The sequence below is a fragment of the Streptomyces sp. NPDC101234 genome (assembly GCF_044767525.1).
GTDB classification, from domain to species: Bacteria; Actinomycetota; Actinomycetes; order Streptomycetales; family Streptomycetaceae; genus Streptomyces; species Streptomyces sasae.
This window is the reverse complement of record NZ_JBIWOA010000006.1, coordinates 363,468-378,469: the sequence shown is the minus strand read 5'-3', so window position 1 is coordinate 378,469 and position 15,002 is coordinate 363,468. Positions and strand designations below refer to the sequence as shown.

At 70.2% G+C, this 15,002-nt stretch carries 11 protein-coding genes and 2 pseudogenes; 2 read left to right on the top strand and 11 right to left on the bottom strand.

Going from position 1 to position 15,002, the window contains the following annotated elements; translation table 11 throughout:
• Positions 1 to 77: 77 nt before the first annotated feature.
• The 7 genes from ACIRR9_RS14425 to ACIRR9_RS14395 all read right to left on the bottom strand — a co-directional run bounded on the left by ACIRR9_RS14425 (position 78) and on the right by ACIRR9_RS14395 (position 9,772).
• Positions 78 to 1,637 carry a sodium:solute symporter family protein gene (locus ACIRR9_RS14425; protein WP_403751069.1) on the bottom strand — a complete coding sequence of 520 codons (1,560 nt, stop codon included), beginning with the start codon at positions 1,635 to 1,637 and terminating at the stop codon, positions 78 to 80.
• 219 nt (positions 1,638 to 1,856) lie between these two features.
• A complete protein-coding gene (locus tag ACIRR9_RS14420; RefSeq protein ID WP_403751067.1) occupies positions 1,857 to 2,642 on the bottom strand; it encodes an SDR family oxidoreductase in 786 nt (261 codons plus the stop codon).
• 95 nt (positions 2,643 to 2,737) lie between these two features.
• Complete coding sequence (locus ACIRR9_RS14415; protein ID WP_403751065.1) at positions 2,738 to 3,595, bottom strand: hypothetical protein; 858 nt, start codon at positions 3,593 to 3,595, stop codon at positions 2,738 to 2,740.
• A gap of 127 nt (positions 3,596 to 3,722) precedes the next feature.
• Entirely contained in the window at positions 3,723 to 5,072 is a 1,350-nt protein-coding gene (locus ACIRR9_RS14410) for a DUF4407 domain-containing protein (RefSeq protein WP_403751063.1), read from the bottom strand.
• Positions 5,062 to 6,624 (bottom strand): hypothetical protein, encoded by a 1,563-nt coding sequence (locus tag ACIRR9_RS14405; RefSeq protein WP_403751061.1) that lies wholly within the window; start codon positions 6,622 to 6,624, stop codon positions 5,062 to 5,064. The genes ACIRR9_RS14410 and ACIRR9_RS14405 overlap by 11 nt, the downstream gene beginning before the upstream one ends.
• An 11-nt stretch (positions 6,625 to 6,635) precedes the next feature.
• A complete protein-coding gene (locus ACIRR9_RS14400) occupies positions 6,636 to 8,780 on the bottom strand; it encodes a hypothetical protein (protein WP_403751059.1) in 2,145 nt (714 codons plus the stop codon).
• A 218-nt stretch (positions 8,781 to 8,998) separates the two neighbouring features.
• Positions 8,999 to 9,772 carry a hypothetical protein gene (locus tag ACIRR9_RS14395; RefSeq protein WP_403751057.1) on the bottom strand — a complete coding sequence of 258 codons (774 nt, stop codon included), beginning with the start codon at positions 9,770 to 9,772 and terminating at the stop codon, positions 8,999 to 9,001.
• 385 nt (positions 9,773 to 10,157) lie between these two features.
• Here ACIRR9_RS14395 and ACIRR9_RS14390 point away from each other — a divergent pair, with 385 nt between their 5' ends.
• Positions 10,158 to 10,712 carry a hypothetical protein gene (locus tag ACIRR9_RS14390; RefSeq protein WP_403751055.1) on the top strand — a complete coding sequence of 185 codons (555 nt, stop codon included), beginning with the start codon at positions 10,158 to 10,160 and terminating at the stop codon, positions 10,710 to 10,712.
• Between the two features lie 10 nt (positions 10,713 to 10,722).
• Here the strand turns inward: ACIRR9_RS14390 and ACIRR9_RS14385 are convergent, their stop codons facing one another.
• A complete protein-coding gene (locus ACIRR9_RS14385; RefSeq protein ID WP_403751053.1) occupies positions 10,723 to 11,448 on the bottom strand; it encodes a Crp/Fnr family transcriptional regulator in 726 nt (241 codons plus the stop codon).
• A gap of 91 nt (positions 11,449 to 11,539) precedes the next feature.
• Positions 11,540 to 11,791, bottom strand: a pseudogene (locus ACIRR9_RS14380) (MFS transporter); the annotation flags it as partial.
• 2 nt (positions 11,792 to 11,793) lie between these two features.
• On the opposite strand from ACIRR9_RS14380, the pseudogene ACIRR9_RS14375 reads away from it, so the two are divergent.
• A pseudogene (locus ACIRR9_RS14375) lies at positions 11,794 to 12,003 on the top strand (hypothetical protein); the annotation flags it as partial.
• A gap of 14 nt (positions 12,004 to 12,017) precedes the next feature.
• Here ACIRR9_RS14375 and ACIRR9_RS14370 read toward each other — a convergent pair.
• Together ACIRR9_RS14370 and ACIRR9_RS14365 are read right to left on the bottom strand one after the other, a co-directional pair.
• Positions 12,018 to 12,872 carry a DUF6424 family protein gene (locus ACIRR9_RS14370; protein WP_403751051.1) on the bottom strand — a complete coding sequence of 285 codons (855 nt, stop codon included), beginning with the start codon at positions 12,870 to 12,872 and terminating at the stop codon, positions 12,018 to 12,020.
• A 179-nt stretch (positions 12,873 to 13,051) separates the two neighbouring features.
• Positions 13,052 to 14,953 carry an MFS transporter gene (locus tag ACIRR9_RS14365; RefSeq protein WP_403751049.1) on the bottom strand — a complete coding sequence of 634 codons (1,902 nt, stop codon included), beginning with the start codon at positions 14,951 to 14,953 and terminating at the stop codon, positions 13,052 to 13,054.
• Positions 14,954 to 15,002 lie beyond the last annotated feature (49 nt).

Here is a 15,002-nt window from a genome sequence, read left to right as displayed (position 1 = left end):
GTACCGAAACCATCTCGACGCACCAGTGATATGTGCTGATTAATCACGATGGTGGATCGAACGGCTGAACGCTTCGGTCAGTCCTGAACCGGTGTGCCCGCCGGGGCCTGTGCCGGTACCGGGACCGCCGCCGTGCTGTCGCCGTCCGTGTTGACCGTCTCGATGATCGCCAGGCGTTCCGGGGTGTCCTCCGGCTTCAGGTAGCCGATGAGGATGTAGAGGACCAGGGAGACGGCCAGCGGGATCGAGACCTGGTACTGGAGCGGGACCCCGCCGCTCACGTTCCAGTTGATCGGGTAGTTGACCAGCCAGAACGCCAGCAGGCCCATGGACCAGCTGACCAGCGCCGCCGTCGGGCCGGAGCGGCGGAACGGGCGGAGCAGGCCCAGCATCATCGGGATCGCGATCGGGCCCATCAGACCGGCCACCCACTTGATGACCACCGTGATGATGTCCTTGAAGGTGGGGGAGTTGACCTGGGTGGCCACCGTCATGGACAGGCCGAGGAAGACGACCGTGGTGACGCGGGCGGCGATCAGGGCGGTGCGCTGGTTCCACTCGCGGGCCCGGCGGGAGAGCACCGGTGCCGCGTCCCGGGTGAAGACCGCGGCGATCGCGTTGGCGTCGGAGGAGCACATGGCCATCGTGTGCGAGAAGAAGCCGACGATGACGAGGCCCAACAGGCCGTGCGGGAGCAGCTGTTCGGTCATCAGGCCGTAGGAGTCGGAGCCGTCCGGCTTCTGGGCGTGGACCAGGAGGGGGGACATCCACATGGGGAAGAAGAGGACCACCGGCCAGACCAGCCAGAGGGCCGCGGAGAGGCGGGCGCCGCGCTCGGCCTCCTTCGGGCTGCCCGTCGCCATGTAGCGCTGGGCCTGGTTGAGCATGCCGCCGTTGTACTCGAAGAGCTTGATGAAGAGGAAGGCGAGCAGGAAGACGGTGCCGTACGGGCCGGTCAGCCCCTTGCCGTGGCCGTGCAGGGCGGGCTGGTTCCAGGCGTCGAAGAAGCCGATGCCCTTGTCGTTCAGCTTCAGGACGACGGCGACGAACATCGAGATGCCGGCCAGCAACTGGATGACGAACTGGCCCAGTTCGGTCAGTGCGTCCGCCCACAGGCCGCCGATCGTGCAGTAGACGGCGGTGATCGCGCCGGTGATGAGGATGCCCTGGTTCAGGGTGACGCCGGTGAAGACGGACAGGAGGGTGGCGATCGCCGCCCACTTCGCGGCCACGTCCACGATCTTCAGCAGCATGCCGGACCAGGCGAGGGCCTGCTGGGTCTTCAGGTCGTAGCGGTTCTTCAGGTATTCGAGCGGGGACGCCACATGGAGGCGGGAGCGCAGGCGGTTGATGCGCGGGGCGAACAGCTTGGAGCCGATCGCGACGCCGAGCGCGATCGGGAAGGACCAGGTGACGAACGACGTCACGCCGTAGGTGTAGGCGATGCCCGCGTACCCCGTGAACAGGACCGCGCTGTAGCCGGACATGTGGTGCGAGATGCCGGAGAGCCACCAGGGCATCTTGCCGCCGGCAGTGAAGAAGTCGCTGACGTTGCCCACTTGTTTGTGCGACCAGACGCCGATCGCGACCATCACACCGAAGTAGCCGATGAGCACGGCCCAGTCGAGCCCGTTCATGCGCCCCCCTTTCCAGGGTCCGCCTTGTGAACTCCGCTCAGCTGGCTGGCACTTCGCATAAGCGGAGCGAGGACGGGGAAGGCCGCGAAGTGCCCGCTCATCGTGGGTTCGTTTACGAGGGCACGACAAGCGGGCGTAAGGTCAAGGCGAAGTAAAATCGTTCGAATTACTGACCTTGATTTACATATATGAACTGATGGATTGGCTGGAAACAGTGCCTCAGTGCATCAGCTCCCCCGCGTTGACCAGCAGCGACTGGCCCGTGATGGCCCGCGCCCGGTCCGACGCCAGGAACACCGCCGCGTCCGCGACGTCCCCGTCCGTCGCCAGGTCCGGGAGCGCCATCCGCCCGGTCAGCCGACCCAGCACCTCGTCCTCCGGCACGCCCTCCGTGTGCGCCGTGAACTGCACGTACGCCTGCACCGGCGGTCCCCACATCCAGCCCGGCAGCACGGTGTTGACCCGGATCCGGTGCGGCCCCAGTTCCCGGGCCAGCGAGTACATCGCGCTGGTCAGCGCCCCCTTCGAGGCGGCGTACGCGGCCTGCCGCACCTGCGAGGGCGCGGCGACGGCGGACTGGGTGCCGATGAAGACGACCGAGCCGCCGTTCTCCTTCATCGCGGGCAGGCAGGCCCGGGTCATCCGCAGCGTGCCCAGCAGGTTCACGTCGATCACCGACGCCCAGGTCGCGAAGTCCGCGTCCTCGACCCCGCCGAAGTAGGAGTCCCAGGCGGCCACATGCACGACCGCGTCGATCCCCCCGAACCGCTCCCGCGCCAGCCCCGCCAGCGCCTCGCACTGCCCCTCGTCGGTGATGTCGGTGGCCCGGTACGCGGTCCGGCCGCCCTCCGGGTCGATCCCGGCGGCGCTCTTGGCGAGGTTCGCCTCGGTCCGCGCGCCCAGCACGGCGTTCCCGCCGTCCCGTACGACCGCCGCCGCGACCTGGTGCCCGAGCCCGGCGCCGACCCCCGAGACGACGACCGTCTTGCCCGCGAGCAGCGACATCGCGCTCCACCTCCCTGGTGTGACAGTTGTTCTGACGGAGCGTCAGAGTAGGCGCGGCCGTCGGAAAGGGGAACCGTGCGGACATCGCCGACGGCTCACCGCAGCTCGTCCACGTAGCGGTCCGTCCCGGGCACCGTCGGTATGAACGGCGCGACGAACTGCACGTCTCCCCGCCCGGAGGCCGCGACCGCCGTGTCCAGGTCCGCGAAGTGCTCCCGCCAGTGGTCACGGGGGTCGCCGTCGAGGAACCACAGCAGGGTCAACCGGGTCTGGACCCCCTCGACCTGTTTGACGTAGGTCATCCGGTCCAGGGGCAGCGGCGTCGGCGTGAAGACGGTCGCCATCGCCGCGGGCGAACCCGCCAGCCGTTTCGGAAGGTGCTCGTCGCGCAGCCACGCGAGCAACTGCTCGCGACTGTCGGGGGAGTCGGCCTCGACGACCTGGACGACGAGCCCGGCGTAGGGGTGGTCGAGGGCGTGGATGTCGCGCGGGCCGTCGCCGCCGTCGCGGTAGACGGTCGCCGTGTGTTCCTGGAAGGCCGTGAAGACGTGCGTACGGTCCTGGAAGACCCGGTGGTCCCGGTTGAGGCGCTTGTTGATGCCGACGGTCCACTGCATGTGATCGGCGTAGCGGCCCGCGGTCATCCAGTAGACGGATATGTAGCATCCCGCCGTCACCGGCTGCGCGATGGCAGAGGCTTGGGGGTAGCGCAGGAGCTGCAGGTCCCGGGTGGCAACCCAGCGTCGTCCCGCGTACATCCACGGCATGGCCATCGCGCCGGCGATGAAGTGGTCGTCCTCGTACCAGCGGTTGTACTGGCGTTCGCGGCCGGGGTGCGGCTCGACCATCGTGATCAGGGCGTGGCCGAGGTCGGCCCCGTAGGGGCCGACTGCGGCCAGTTCCGCATAGGTGTGGCTGCGGGTTCCCTCTGTGTGCGTCGCGTCGTCTGTCATGGATCCGGTGTAGCTGACGCAGCGTCAGATGGGGAGGGGGATTGCGGGCAACTCCGCCCGGAGTCGGCACGCCAGCACATCCTCATGGTGGGGCCGGCGCCGGGATCGGGCGTGCCTTCGTGACGTCCTACTGGTCGCTCAGCAGGTCTTTGGACAGCTGGTCGATCAGGGCGCGGCGCTCCGACTCGCGACGGGCGCGGGCCTGGGCGAGGCGGTGTTCGGCCGCTTCCCGGGCCTCCGTCTCCGCGATCCTCGGGATGGCCAGCCCGTGTTCCAGCCGCCTGCGATGCCGGTCCTCGACCGAGCGCAACTGCGTCTCGTACCGGCGCTCGACGCTCTCCATGTGGTGGTGCAGCAACCGGTCGTAGCGGGTCACGCCACCCATCAGCTTCGCCAGGACCGGAAGCGAGTCCATGACCAGCAGCAACAGATGCAGCAGGATCGCGAAGAAGAACGGGTAGAAGGCGCTGGTCATGACCGCCCAGAGGGCTTCCGCGCGGTCGAGCAGACCGGTGGAGCGCAGCTCCGCCTCCTTGGCGGCGCGCTTGGTCCGCGCCGCGGCGACCACTTTGTCGTGGTACTCGTCCGTGGCCGCCTTCATGCTGCTCGTCAGTCTGCCGACCTGGTTACGCAGGGCCGTGGCCTTCCTCCGCTCCTGGCCGACGTTGTTGCCCTTCCGGTAGCTGTCGGCGTCGGCGCGGGCGATCCGGCATTGCTGGGTGATGTCGCGTACGCCTTTGACGAATATGTAGTTCTTCCTGCTGCACAGGTTGTCGGACGTGGTGTCCAGCTTGTTCTGCTGCCGGTCGACCTCGCCGATGTGGGTGTTGAGGGTGGCCAGTTGCTCCTTGACGTCGGTGATCTGCCGGCCGAGCGCGGCCGGTGAGCCGGGCAGGCCCAGCTGGAAGTCCGCACAGTCGGGCCGGGCCTCGGTGGAGGAGCCGTCGGTCGGATTGCAGCGCAGCAGGTTCCGGTAGTAGACCTGCACGGCCTGTTCGCGGTCGCCGGCCAGATACTTGTCTATCTCGGGGGCGAACACCGTGAACAGCAGGGGCTCCGCGATGGCCAGTCCCAGCAGGAGCGAGAGCAGAAAGCGGGGCAGCAGGGCCAGGCGCCTGCGTCCCGTCACCTTGCCGTGGGTGCCGGAGACCAGCCAGCTGTCGATGAGGTAGACGAACAAGCTCCAGGTCGCCCCCGCCGACAGCAGCGCCCAGACCGACGGCCTGTCGAGCAGGGCGGTGAGGGCAAAGCACACGGAGACCCCGCCGATGAGGGCCGTGGCCAGCACGATCGCGCCGTAGCGGCTGTAGATGGCGCGCTCGGCCGGAGCCCGGTCCAGGATCGGTTCGTGCACGCCGATCTGCCCGCGCAGGAAGCGTCCCAGCCCGGGGCCGGCGGGGGCGGCGGGGGCGGTGGGGTCCTGATCGGTGGTGACGGACCCCGTGCGGGCCGAGGGCATGCGTAGTTCAGTAGCCATTTTCTTCCCTGCCCACCTCGCCGATGTCGTATGTGTCGTGTCCCGCGTCCCCGCCGTACGGGGCGTCGTCCTTGGTCTCCTCGGCCACCACGTCCTCGGCGCCGCCCGACCGGGCGCCGCCGGTCCCGGTGGCGGAGTCCGGGCCCGGCTCCCCGGCGACCAGGGAGCCGGTGACGCCGCCCGACTCCAACTGCTGGCCGGGATCGTCCGAACCGGGCTCCTGGCTGCCCTTGGCGATGATCCGTTCGAGCAGGGCCGGCATGTCGATGGGGGTGGTGGCGGTGTGCCCCTCCTGGATGAGCTTCTTGTAGAGCTCGAAGTACATCTCCTGTTCGCGGTCGGCGCGGATCCGCTTCTCGCGCTCCTTGCGCAGCAGGTCCTCCCGCTGCTGGCCCTCGTGCCGCAGCAGGTCGTCCCGCTGCTCCTTGCTCTGCTTCAGGCGTTCGTCGCGCCGGGCCTCCAGCTCCCGCACCTTCTCCAGCCGCTGCACCTCAAGGCGCCGGTCGGACCGTTCGATCTCGCGCTTCAGTTCTTCGCGCCGGACTTCGGAGATCTTCTCCAGCAGGGCCCATTCCTTCTCGTCCCGGCGCTCCTCCGCCTCCCGCACCTCGCGTTCGGCCTCGCTGAGCCGGTCCGCCAGTTGTTCGGCGGTCAGCTCCTTGCGCCTGAAAGCACTCATCAGGGCCTCGCGCCAGCCCATCCGCTCCGCCCGGGCGTCGTCGAGTGCCTCCTGCTCGCGCTCGTACGCCTGCCGCTGCTCGTCGAGCCGTATCGTGGCCTCCTGCTCGCGCCGTGCCAGTTCCTCCTGGTGCTGCTTGGTCATGAGCTCCAACTGCTGCTGGTGCTCCCGTTCGCGGACGTTGCGTTCATGGGCGACCGCCTGCTCGACCTCGTCCTGCTTGCGGCGCCGGTCCAGTTCATCGAGCTTCTGGTGGAACTCGCGCAGCTGGGTGGGCGTGAGCAGCTCCACGCCCACCAGCTCGGCCGTCATCCCGGGCAGCCGGGGCGGCTCGGCGACCGAGAAGGCGGTGACCCGGGCGGCCACCTGCCTGCGCGCCTCGGCGATCCGGGAGGAGGTGTCGTGGCCCAGGCACTGCTCAGCCAGTCCGTGGCAGGCCTGCAGATAGGCGGCGAGGGCGGCGGCGGCGTCGGCGTGTCCCTCGCGCACCAGGGTGACCGCGTCGACGACCGTGCACAGGAAACGGGCGCGTACGGCGAAGTCCGTGGAGTCGGCCGCCGGGACGGTCACCATGGCCTCGACCGGGACGTTCCGCCGCTTGTCCACGACGGTCACCGAGGTCGCGGAGACCGCGGTCTCCGAGCGCAGGTCGAGGCCGCCGTGGTCCTCGACCAGGGCTCCACGCGTCCGGTACACGGCCACCTGGTGGGCATCGAGCCGGGGCAGGTCCTTCGCCTCGCGTCGGGGCGTGCCAAGGGCACGCCAGCCGGTGGCGACCGGGGGGTGAAGCGTCCTGGCCGATACGACGGGATAGCTCGGCGTGGCGGGTCGGGCAGGCGCCCAGGGCTGGGAGGGACGTGACTCGTCGCTCATCGGTACACCTTTCAGAGTTCTTCCAGCAACGGGCCGATCGCGTCGCCCGGGCCTTTTCGTCGGGTCAGTCGCACCAGATCGGCGCGGAGTGCCGCCCTGTCCACCTCGCCGAGGCGGACGCGCAGGCCTCTGCCCAGGGCGCGGCTCACGTCGGCGGGCTTCTCGGTGAGCTGTGGGAGCGCCCGGAGGTGGGAGGCGAACGCCGCTACGGTCCTCTCGCGCATCGGCCAGTAGGAGAAGGCGGCGGCCCACAGCTGCAGGAGCTGGTCGCAGCGGTCGGAGTGGAGCGCGAAGTAGCGCAGGGCGATGGGCCGGTTGGAGGCGTCCCGGATGGACAGGATGGTCACGACGGCCCCGAAGGTCAGCGACTTCAGCGGGGACCGGCCGGCCTGCGAGGCGTGTTTGCCCAGCCGGTAGGACAGCAGCCCCAGGATGCGGGAGGGGTCCTCGTCGTGATAGACGAGCAGCGCGAAGAACCTGGCCAGGGCGGCGGTGCCCATGCCCTCGATGCCCTCGTGGACGATGAGATGCCACAGCCACTTCACCGCGTCCGTGGGGAAGCGCACGCCCAGCCAGCCGCTGAACGCCAGTGCCGCGGTGTCCCGCAGCGCAGCGGAGCGGGACTGGGCCCAGCTCCGGGCGATGGCCAGGGCGGCCGTGTCCAGGCCCAGGTCGTTCTGGCACATGTCCCACAGCACGTAGACGGCCATGGCCTGGCCGCGCTGACCGGCCTGTCCGGCGGCCCACGGCAGCAGGTACCGGTCGGCGACCTCCTCGAAGTCCGTGGCCGCCAGCATCGCGAGCGCCGCGGCCATGGACACTTCGAGCTGGGCGCCCGCGAGGGTGCCCGGGGGACACGGGGCGTCCGGTTCGCTCACCACGGCGGTCAGCCACTTCTGCACCGCGTCCCAGAACTCCGCGGGGTAGCGCGCCCACAGCTCGGTGAGCACCCAGCGCCGATGCGACGGCGTGCCGAAGACCACGACCTCGCGGGTGACCGAGTCCACCGGGATGCGTACGGTCGTCAGCAGGTCGATTCCGAGCATCGCCCGCCGGTGGTCCAGCAGGATGGCGTCGCCGGTCCCGGACTGTTTCGCCGCGAGGTCCTTGCCCTTGCCCACCGTGACGCTCGTGGCGCCCATGGCGGTGGGCGCGGTCAGCGGCGAGGAGAGGCCGCTGCCCCTTCCGCGCGAGCCGTTCAGGCTCCCGAACTCCCGGCTCAGATGGTGGTCGAGCAGCGTCAGCAACTGCTCGCAGGCCCTGATGCCGTTGCCGGCGGCGAAGGCCACGGTGGTGACCTGGAGGATCTCCCGCATGGTGCGCCCCGGCGCGTTGAACCACCGCTGGACGGTTTCGTAGGTGTTGGAGTCGTATTCCCTCCAGACCTCTTCGGGCTCCCCGCCCCGGCAGATGCCGTCGGCGACCTCGACGGCCTTGGCCACCGGGCAGTTGGGACGGATCAGCTCGACGGCCCTGGCGACCTTCGCGTCGGAACAGCCGCTCAGCTTCAGCCGCAGCCGCAGCACCTTCTCGGTGGCGGGCGCCTCCCAGGTGACGTGGCGGACCGACGACGGAGGCGTACGGTCCACGCGTGGCCGGGTGGTGATGACGAGGTGGGCCTCGCAGGCATGGATGCGTTCCTGCACGCGCCGCCAGGCGAAGTCCGCCTGAGCGTCCCTGATCCCGCCGTCGTCGACCCGGTCGAGCACGACATAGCCGTTGCCGCTGTCGAAGCGCCGCTCCGCCAACTGCTCCAGGGTGATGTCCGGGGACAGCACGATCATGCGGCCCTCTTCGTGCACCACGTTCTTGAGCAGGGCGACGGCTCCGGAGCGTTTGCCCGTCCCGGACGGGCCGATCAGGGCCACCACCCGGTCGGCCTCCAGCGCGGCCAACGCCTCGGAGAACACGGCGGGTTCGGTGTAGCGCCGCAAGAGGAGGCTGATCTCCTCCTCACGCATGGGGCCGGTCGCCCGGCCCTGGGCGATGGGGGCCGCACCCGTGACAGCGGTCACTCCGCCGGGGCCGATCGGTCCGTACATGTTCTGGTGGACCGTGGTGTACGTGGTGTGGACGGCGGAGACCTGCTGCTCGCTGGCGTCGGCGACGGGCGACGCGGCCTTCCCGGCGGACGGCTCCCGGCCGCGGGGCTTCACCGGTTCTCCGTCCGGCGCTATTCGGTTTTCCGGTTCCGGCGCTCTTCGCATCTCCGATTCCGGATTCTTTCGCCTCTCAGGCCCCTCGCCTTTCTCGCCGATATCAGGTTCAACATCTGTCCCCGAATTCACAGGGGCATACGCGGAAGTGGGTTTTCCCGGCGACGGCTGCATGGAATCCCCGCCCTCCGGATCCGCTGGCAACGACTTCTCGTCGTTCATGGGCGTGGGTTGTTCTGGATCCCGATGACGGGACCCTCGACCGTGGCGTTGAAGGTCTGCACCGCCTGCTGGCCCGGGGCAGGACCCGGCCCCGACCCGGGCGTGCCGCCCGGGGCCGGGCCGCCCCGGGGTGGTGGATCGTCCCCGGGCGGCGGCTCGTCCCCGCCCGGGTCGCCCAGGTCACCGAGCCCGTGGACGTCGCCGCCCAGCACCCGGATCCAGGCGGTGTCGTCGAACTCCTTTTCCCTGACCCGGACTTCGCGGAACTCCGCGGCGCGCAGGGTCGTGTAGTCGCTGACCACGACGGTGTTGAAGACCTCGCGGGAGACCGCGACCGCGAGCCGCGCTCCGGCACTCAGGCGCAACGCCTGCCTGAGCGGGCGGGAGTTGAGGATCCGGCTCACCGCCACCGGTCCCCGGTCGGAGAAGCCACTGGCCGCGAGGGTGACCGGGCCGTGGTGCACCGCCGCCCGCAGCTGCAGCCAGGCGTCCGGCTGGCGGCCGTCGTTGACCCCTTGGATGGCCGAGTCGAGGTGGCGCATGAAGTCGTCCACGAGCCGCGGTTCGGACTCCTCGACGGGGAGGATGGACAGCGCGGAGTCACCGGCGACCTGGGTCAGCCAGGCCGCTCTGTCGAAACCCACTTCCTCGGCCGCCTCGTCGAGGACGCGGGGCACCGCCTCCTGGATCCAGTGCTGGCGGAGCGGGGTGCTCCGCCCGTACCCCTGAGCGTCCACGGCCAGCAGAGGTCGGCGCGAAAAACCTTTCATTCGATTCATGTTCTATTCTTTCGAAACGGTGACCGAATTTCTTGCGGGGAAAATCGGCGATCGAGAAGGGACAAGCAGCATCACAGGAAAGCCCGCCGCCCCGTGCCTCTGTTGCGGAAACGAGACAAAGAAGACCTCATAGTGCGAACCGTGCCCACGGGGCGGGGAACTGTCGTATCAGTCCCAGCCGACCCGAACCCCATGGAAATACGGGATCCCGCTGTTTTCCGAGAACCCGCAAAAGTAGGTGGTCACCCGTTGCCGTAGCGGCCTTACTGGGGGCACGCGGTGAACGGATCCCCCACGATCCCCTGCGATCCGCCCAGGGCCACCAGGGGCCCACCCCGGGTCCACCGGGGATCTTCGCCAGCACGAAGGAGTCGGCATGGCACACGAGCCCCACGGCGACGGACCACCGCAGTCCGACCGGTCGGGCGACCCGGCGGTGATGCTGGTCTCGCTGCAGACGACCCATCAACTCGCGGACGGCAAGGCCGGCATCCTCGCCGGTGTCCAGGCGGCCCTGGTCGTGCCGTTCGGGCCCTGGGTGCGAACGGCACGGCAGTCCTGGGCGCACGGCGCGTTCGGCAGCGTGTTGCTGGACGGGCTGTGCGCCCTCTTCGCGGCGGCTTTCCTGGGCGGAGTGGTCTGTCTCGCCCTGGTGCTCAAGCCGCGACTGTGGCAGCCCGCCTCGTTCAACAGATACAGCGTCCGTGCTCTGATGGACGCCGTGACCGTGCCACCGCCCGGCCCGGCGCCGCAGGGCGGGGCGGGCGGCGACCCCGCGGGGGGCGAGCGGGCAGAGCTGTGGCAGGCGTGCCGCTTCCTGGCCACGGTCACCGTCACCAAGTGCCGCTACACGGCGGCCGCCGTCGCCTGCACCGCCGTGATGGCCACGACGGCCGGCCTGTGCCTGATCCTCCGGGCCTGTCCGGGCTGAGGCCCCGGCTTCAGGAGGTGTCCCACGGCAGCAGCCGCGCCTCGGCCCGCAACCGGTCGAGGCTCCGGATCGTGGTGGTCCGATAGCCGGTGCTGATCAGCCGCGCGTCGCGCAGCTCCTTGAGCGCCTTGTGCACAGTCGGCTCGGCGGCACCCGTCAGCGCGGCCAACTCCGGCTGGGTGAGGGTGAATTCGAGATCCATTCCGTCCCGCCCCGGCCGCCCGTGGGCCGACACCAGGTCGACCAGGATCCTCGCGAGCCGTTCCTTGACGCTGTACCCACGGAACTCGAGCCGACGGCTGTTCGCCCAGCGCAGCCGCTCCGACACGATGCGCGTCAACTCCACGGCGGCATCCGGGCAGCGCAGCAGGAACGCGCGCAGCGCCTCGTGGGAGACGGCCCGGGACGACACCCTGCCGCACGCGGTGACGGTTGCCGAACGCGGCATGTCCCCGACCGCCGCCATCTCGCCGACGATGTCCCCGCTGAGCCGGATGGCCAGCAGGGACTCCTGCCCGTTCTCCACGGTGGCGGTGACCTTGGTGAAGCCGGAGAGCAGCAGCAGCGAGTACCGGTCGGTGTCGCCCTGGCGGATCAGCACGTCCTTCGCCTCGAACGTCCGGGGCCGGCCCAGCGCCAACAGGTCGTCGAGCGCCGCCTCGGACAGTCTCCCGAGGAAACTCCCCCTCGGCCACCCGCCCCCGTGATCCGCGTCCTGCCGTGGTACTTCCGTCACAACCCGACGATAGCCCTCGGCCGGGAACTTCCGGCGAAGTACGAGGTTCCCCGGTCGTGGCCGGCAGACGACGCCGCAGACCGGGCCGGGATCACTTGAGTTCGTCGGGGCAAGGGGTGCCCCGGGGCAGCTGGTACGGCGCCGCCAGCCGGTACGTGCCCGCCTTCGGCGCGAGCAGCATCGTCCACTTGTCGCCCTTCGCGTCCTCCGGTGTCTCCGCGAGGCGGCCGTTGACGTTGACGTACGTCTTCGGCCGGCCCGCGGCCCGGTGCTTGGACGCCTGCGTCTCCTGCGGGGGCTTCAGGCTCTTGCCCTTCGCGTCGACGATGCTCAGCCACGGCGAGCCGGATGACCTATGTGAAGCAGGTGGAGGGCGTCGACACCCGGCTGACGCTCCTGTGGTTCCTGGAGACCGACCCGAGGGACTGCTGGGAGGCCCGCTTCACCGGGCTGGACGAGCAGGTCGCCGAGTCGGGTCTGGGCAGGGTGGAGCTGGTGGCGCCGTTCGTCCCGACGGTGCCGGGCACGGACCGCCACGTGGCCGAGCTGCGCTGAACCCTGCTGAGGCCCTAGTGGCCGTTGGACAGCGGGCCGGAGGCGGTTCGGCGGCCGGGGCCGATCTGCTGGGCGAAGGCCTGCCGGGCCACGGTGCTGGTCGCCGGCAGTACGGCCATCAGGCCGCGCTCCTCCGCCTGCGCCAGCGTGTCCGCGGCGTCGCTGCCCTCGGGGACGAAGGCCAGGCGGACGTGCCCGTCGCCGGAGCCGCGGCGGTCCACCGGAGCCACGGCGCCGTGCGTGCCGTCGGGCAGTGTCACCCACAGCTGGAAGTCGTCGAACCGGACGAAGTCCGCGCCCTTCACCGGCCAGGGATAGTGGTGTTCACCGGGCACGCTGGGGAGGATGCCCTGGTGATTCCCGTGGCTCAGCGGCACGCAGGCGTTGAACAGGGAGTCCGTCCACGCCTCGACCCCGTCGGCGTCCTTGATCGGCGTGCGCAGCAACGCGGCGGCGCCGTCGTAGCCCAGCTCCGCCAGCGCGGGCAGCGTGAGCGGGAAGGCGTCCATCAGCTCGGCCGCTTCCTCCCGGAGCCGGTCGACCTTCACGGGGTCCGCGCAGAACTGCATGCTCCACTCGATACCGACACGGGCGCGGTACATGCGCCAGCCCTTGGCACCCTTCACCCACAGGCTGCCCCCGTGGTGCATCTCCCAGTGCTCGCCGCCGTTCGGTCCCGGCCCCGGGTCGACGGGCCTGGGCCCGTAGGGCAGATCGGCGTCGGCCATGGCGTGCAGGATCGCGTGTGCCGTCTTCTTGGCGGCGATGAACTGCGGGGAGTCGAAACGTGCGGGATGTTCGACGAGACGGATCTTCCACGGATGGTCTTCCGATTCGGTGCCACCCGGCGGGAGTTCGGTGTGGGCCACAGCTGACCTCCTCGGCCTGGCCCCGCGGACCGGCCACCGGCTCCGATGGTGCGAACCGGTGCAAACCCCTCGCGGGGCGCGATGCGGTACCCCCTGCTTCCATCGTGCGCGCCGCACGGGTTGATCGCGACTCGAGCGGAGACCCCGTCAGACGGTGAGGGCCGGAACCGCTCCGGCCCTCACTTGAGTTCGTCGGGGCAAGGGGTGCCCCGGGGCAGCTGGTACGGCGCCGCCAGCCGGTACGTGCCCGCCTTCGGCGCGAGCAGCATCGTCCACTTGTCGCCCTTCGCGTCCTCCGGGGTCTCCGCCAGGCAGCCGTTGACGTTGACGTACGTCTTCGGCCGGCCCGCGGCCCGGTGCTTGGACGCCTGCGTCTCCTGCGGGGGCTTCAGGCTCTTGCCCTTCGCGTCGACGATGCTCAGCCACGGCGAGTACGGGATCCGGATCAGGATCCGCCCGGCCTTGTGGACCTCGATGGTCAGCTCGCCCTGGTCGGCGCTGTCCACCACCGCGTTCGGCTCGGCGAGCGGTATCGGGTCGGTCACCTTGAACAGCTGCCAGTTGGCGTCGCCCCAGATCTGCTTCAGATACGGCATCCCGCGCCGGACCAGGGCGCGTTCCCGCTCGCCGCCGTCGCCGTCCGGCTCGCCCTTCGGCAGGACGACGAAGTGGACGGCCCAGCGCTGCAGCCACTCGTGGTAGTTCGCGGAGTTGAGGGTGTCGTCGTAGAAGAGCGGGTTGCGCTCCATGTCGGCCTGGCGGTTCCAGCCGCGGGCCAGGTTGACGTACGGCGCGAGCGCGGACGCCTCCCGGTGGGAGCGGGCCGGGACCACCTCGACACGGCCCTTCTCGGCGCCGACCTGCTGGAGCTGGTGGACGAGCGGGGCGAGCTCACGGGCCCAGGACGCGGCCGGGGTCGTGTGGATGATGTCGTCCACCGACTTGAAGCCGATCCAGCCGACGAAGCCGAGGAAGGCGAGGACCGTGACGTAGTACTTGCGCGAGCGCGGCACGGTGTACGGGAGGGCGGCGACCAGGGTCGCGCCCGCGAACAGCATCGGCAGCCGCGAGATGTTCGAGCCGATCTGCGAACTGACCAACCACACCAGCACCACGGCGAGGCTGTACACGGCGGCCGTCAGCCGGACCGTCTTCCACTCCCTGGGGACGAGGAACAGACACAGCAGGCCGTAGCCGAGGGGCAGGATCACCGAGCCGATGGTCATGGGCTGGGTGCCGGAGAACGGGAACAGCCAGGCGGAGACCGCCACCACGGCCGCGGGTGCCAGGCCCAGCGCCCAGGCGCCCGGACGCCGCTTCTGCAGGAACAGCGCGACCGCCACCAGGCCGATGAAGAGACCCGCCACCGGGGACGACATGGTGGCGAGCGCGGCGAGCGGGGCCGCGACGAGCGCCTTCGCCCACCGTTTGAAGCGCCAGCGGTGCGGCCAGCAGAACACCGCCCCGACCGAGGCCAGCGCGAACGCCGTGCCGAGCCCGAAGGTGACCCGCCCGGAGATGGCGTTGCACAGGAGCGCGAAGACCCCGGCGGACGCGGTCCACAGCGGGTTCCGGACCGCCCGGCTGCGGATCAGGAGCAGGGTCAGCAGGCCGGCCGAGGCGGTGCCGGCGATCATCATCGTGGTACGGACGCCGAGCACCGACATCAGGTACGGCGACACCACGCTGTACGACACCGGGTGCATACCGCCGTACCACGCGAGGTTGTACGCCGAGTCGGGGTGCCGGCCGACGAACTCGGCCCAGGCGTCCTGTGCCGCGAGGTCGCCGCCGCTGTTCGCGAACGTGAAGAACCAGATGATGTGCAGGACCCCGGCGAGGATCGTGACCGACAGCACGGGATGCTGCAGCATGCGCCGGCGCAGGGGTTCGGCGGCCTCCAGGAGCCGGCCGACCACGCCGGCTCTCCTTGCGGTCCCGTCGTCACGGTGTGTGTCGTGCGTACCGTCCGCACCGGCTTCGAGGCCGGTCTCGGGACCGGCCTCGGGCAGGGCTATTCGCGGGCCGGCTACCGGGCCCGGATCGGCATCGTCGGCGCGTGTCGCATCCGCTGTGGCCACCTGAAGGCACTCCCCGTGTCCCGTCTTCTGTTCCCGGCCGCGTTTCACG

Coding starts and splice junctions, on each gene's coding strand:
- ACIRR9_RS14425 (WP_403751069.1), bottom strand. CDS start 1,637: ATGAACGGGCTCGACTGGGCCGTGCTCATCGGCTACTTCGGTGTGATG.
- ACIRR9_RS14420 (WP_403751067.1), bottom strand. CDS start 2,642: ATGTCGCTGCTCGCGGGCAAGACGGTCGTCGTCTCGGGGGTCGGCGCC.
- ACIRR9_RS14415 (WP_403751065.1), bottom strand. CDS start 3,595: ATGACAGACGACGCGACGCACACAGAGGGAACCCGCAGCCACACCTAT.
- ACIRR9_RS14410 (WP_403751063.1), bottom strand. CDS start 5,072: ATGGCTACTGAACTACGCATGCCCTCGGCCCGCACGGGGTCCGTCACC.
- ACIRR9_RS14405 (WP_403751061.1), bottom strand. CDS start 6,624: ATGAGCGACGAGTCACGTCCCTCCCAGCCCTGGGCGCCTGCCCGACCC.
- ACIRR9_RS14395 (WP_403751057.1), bottom strand. CDS start 9,772: ATGAAAGGTTTTTCGCGCCGACCTCTGCTGGCCGTGGACGCTCAGGGG.
- ACIRR9_RS14390 (WP_403751055.1), top strand. CDS start 10,158: ATGGCACACGAGCCCCACGGCGACGGACCACCGCAGTCCGACCGGTCG.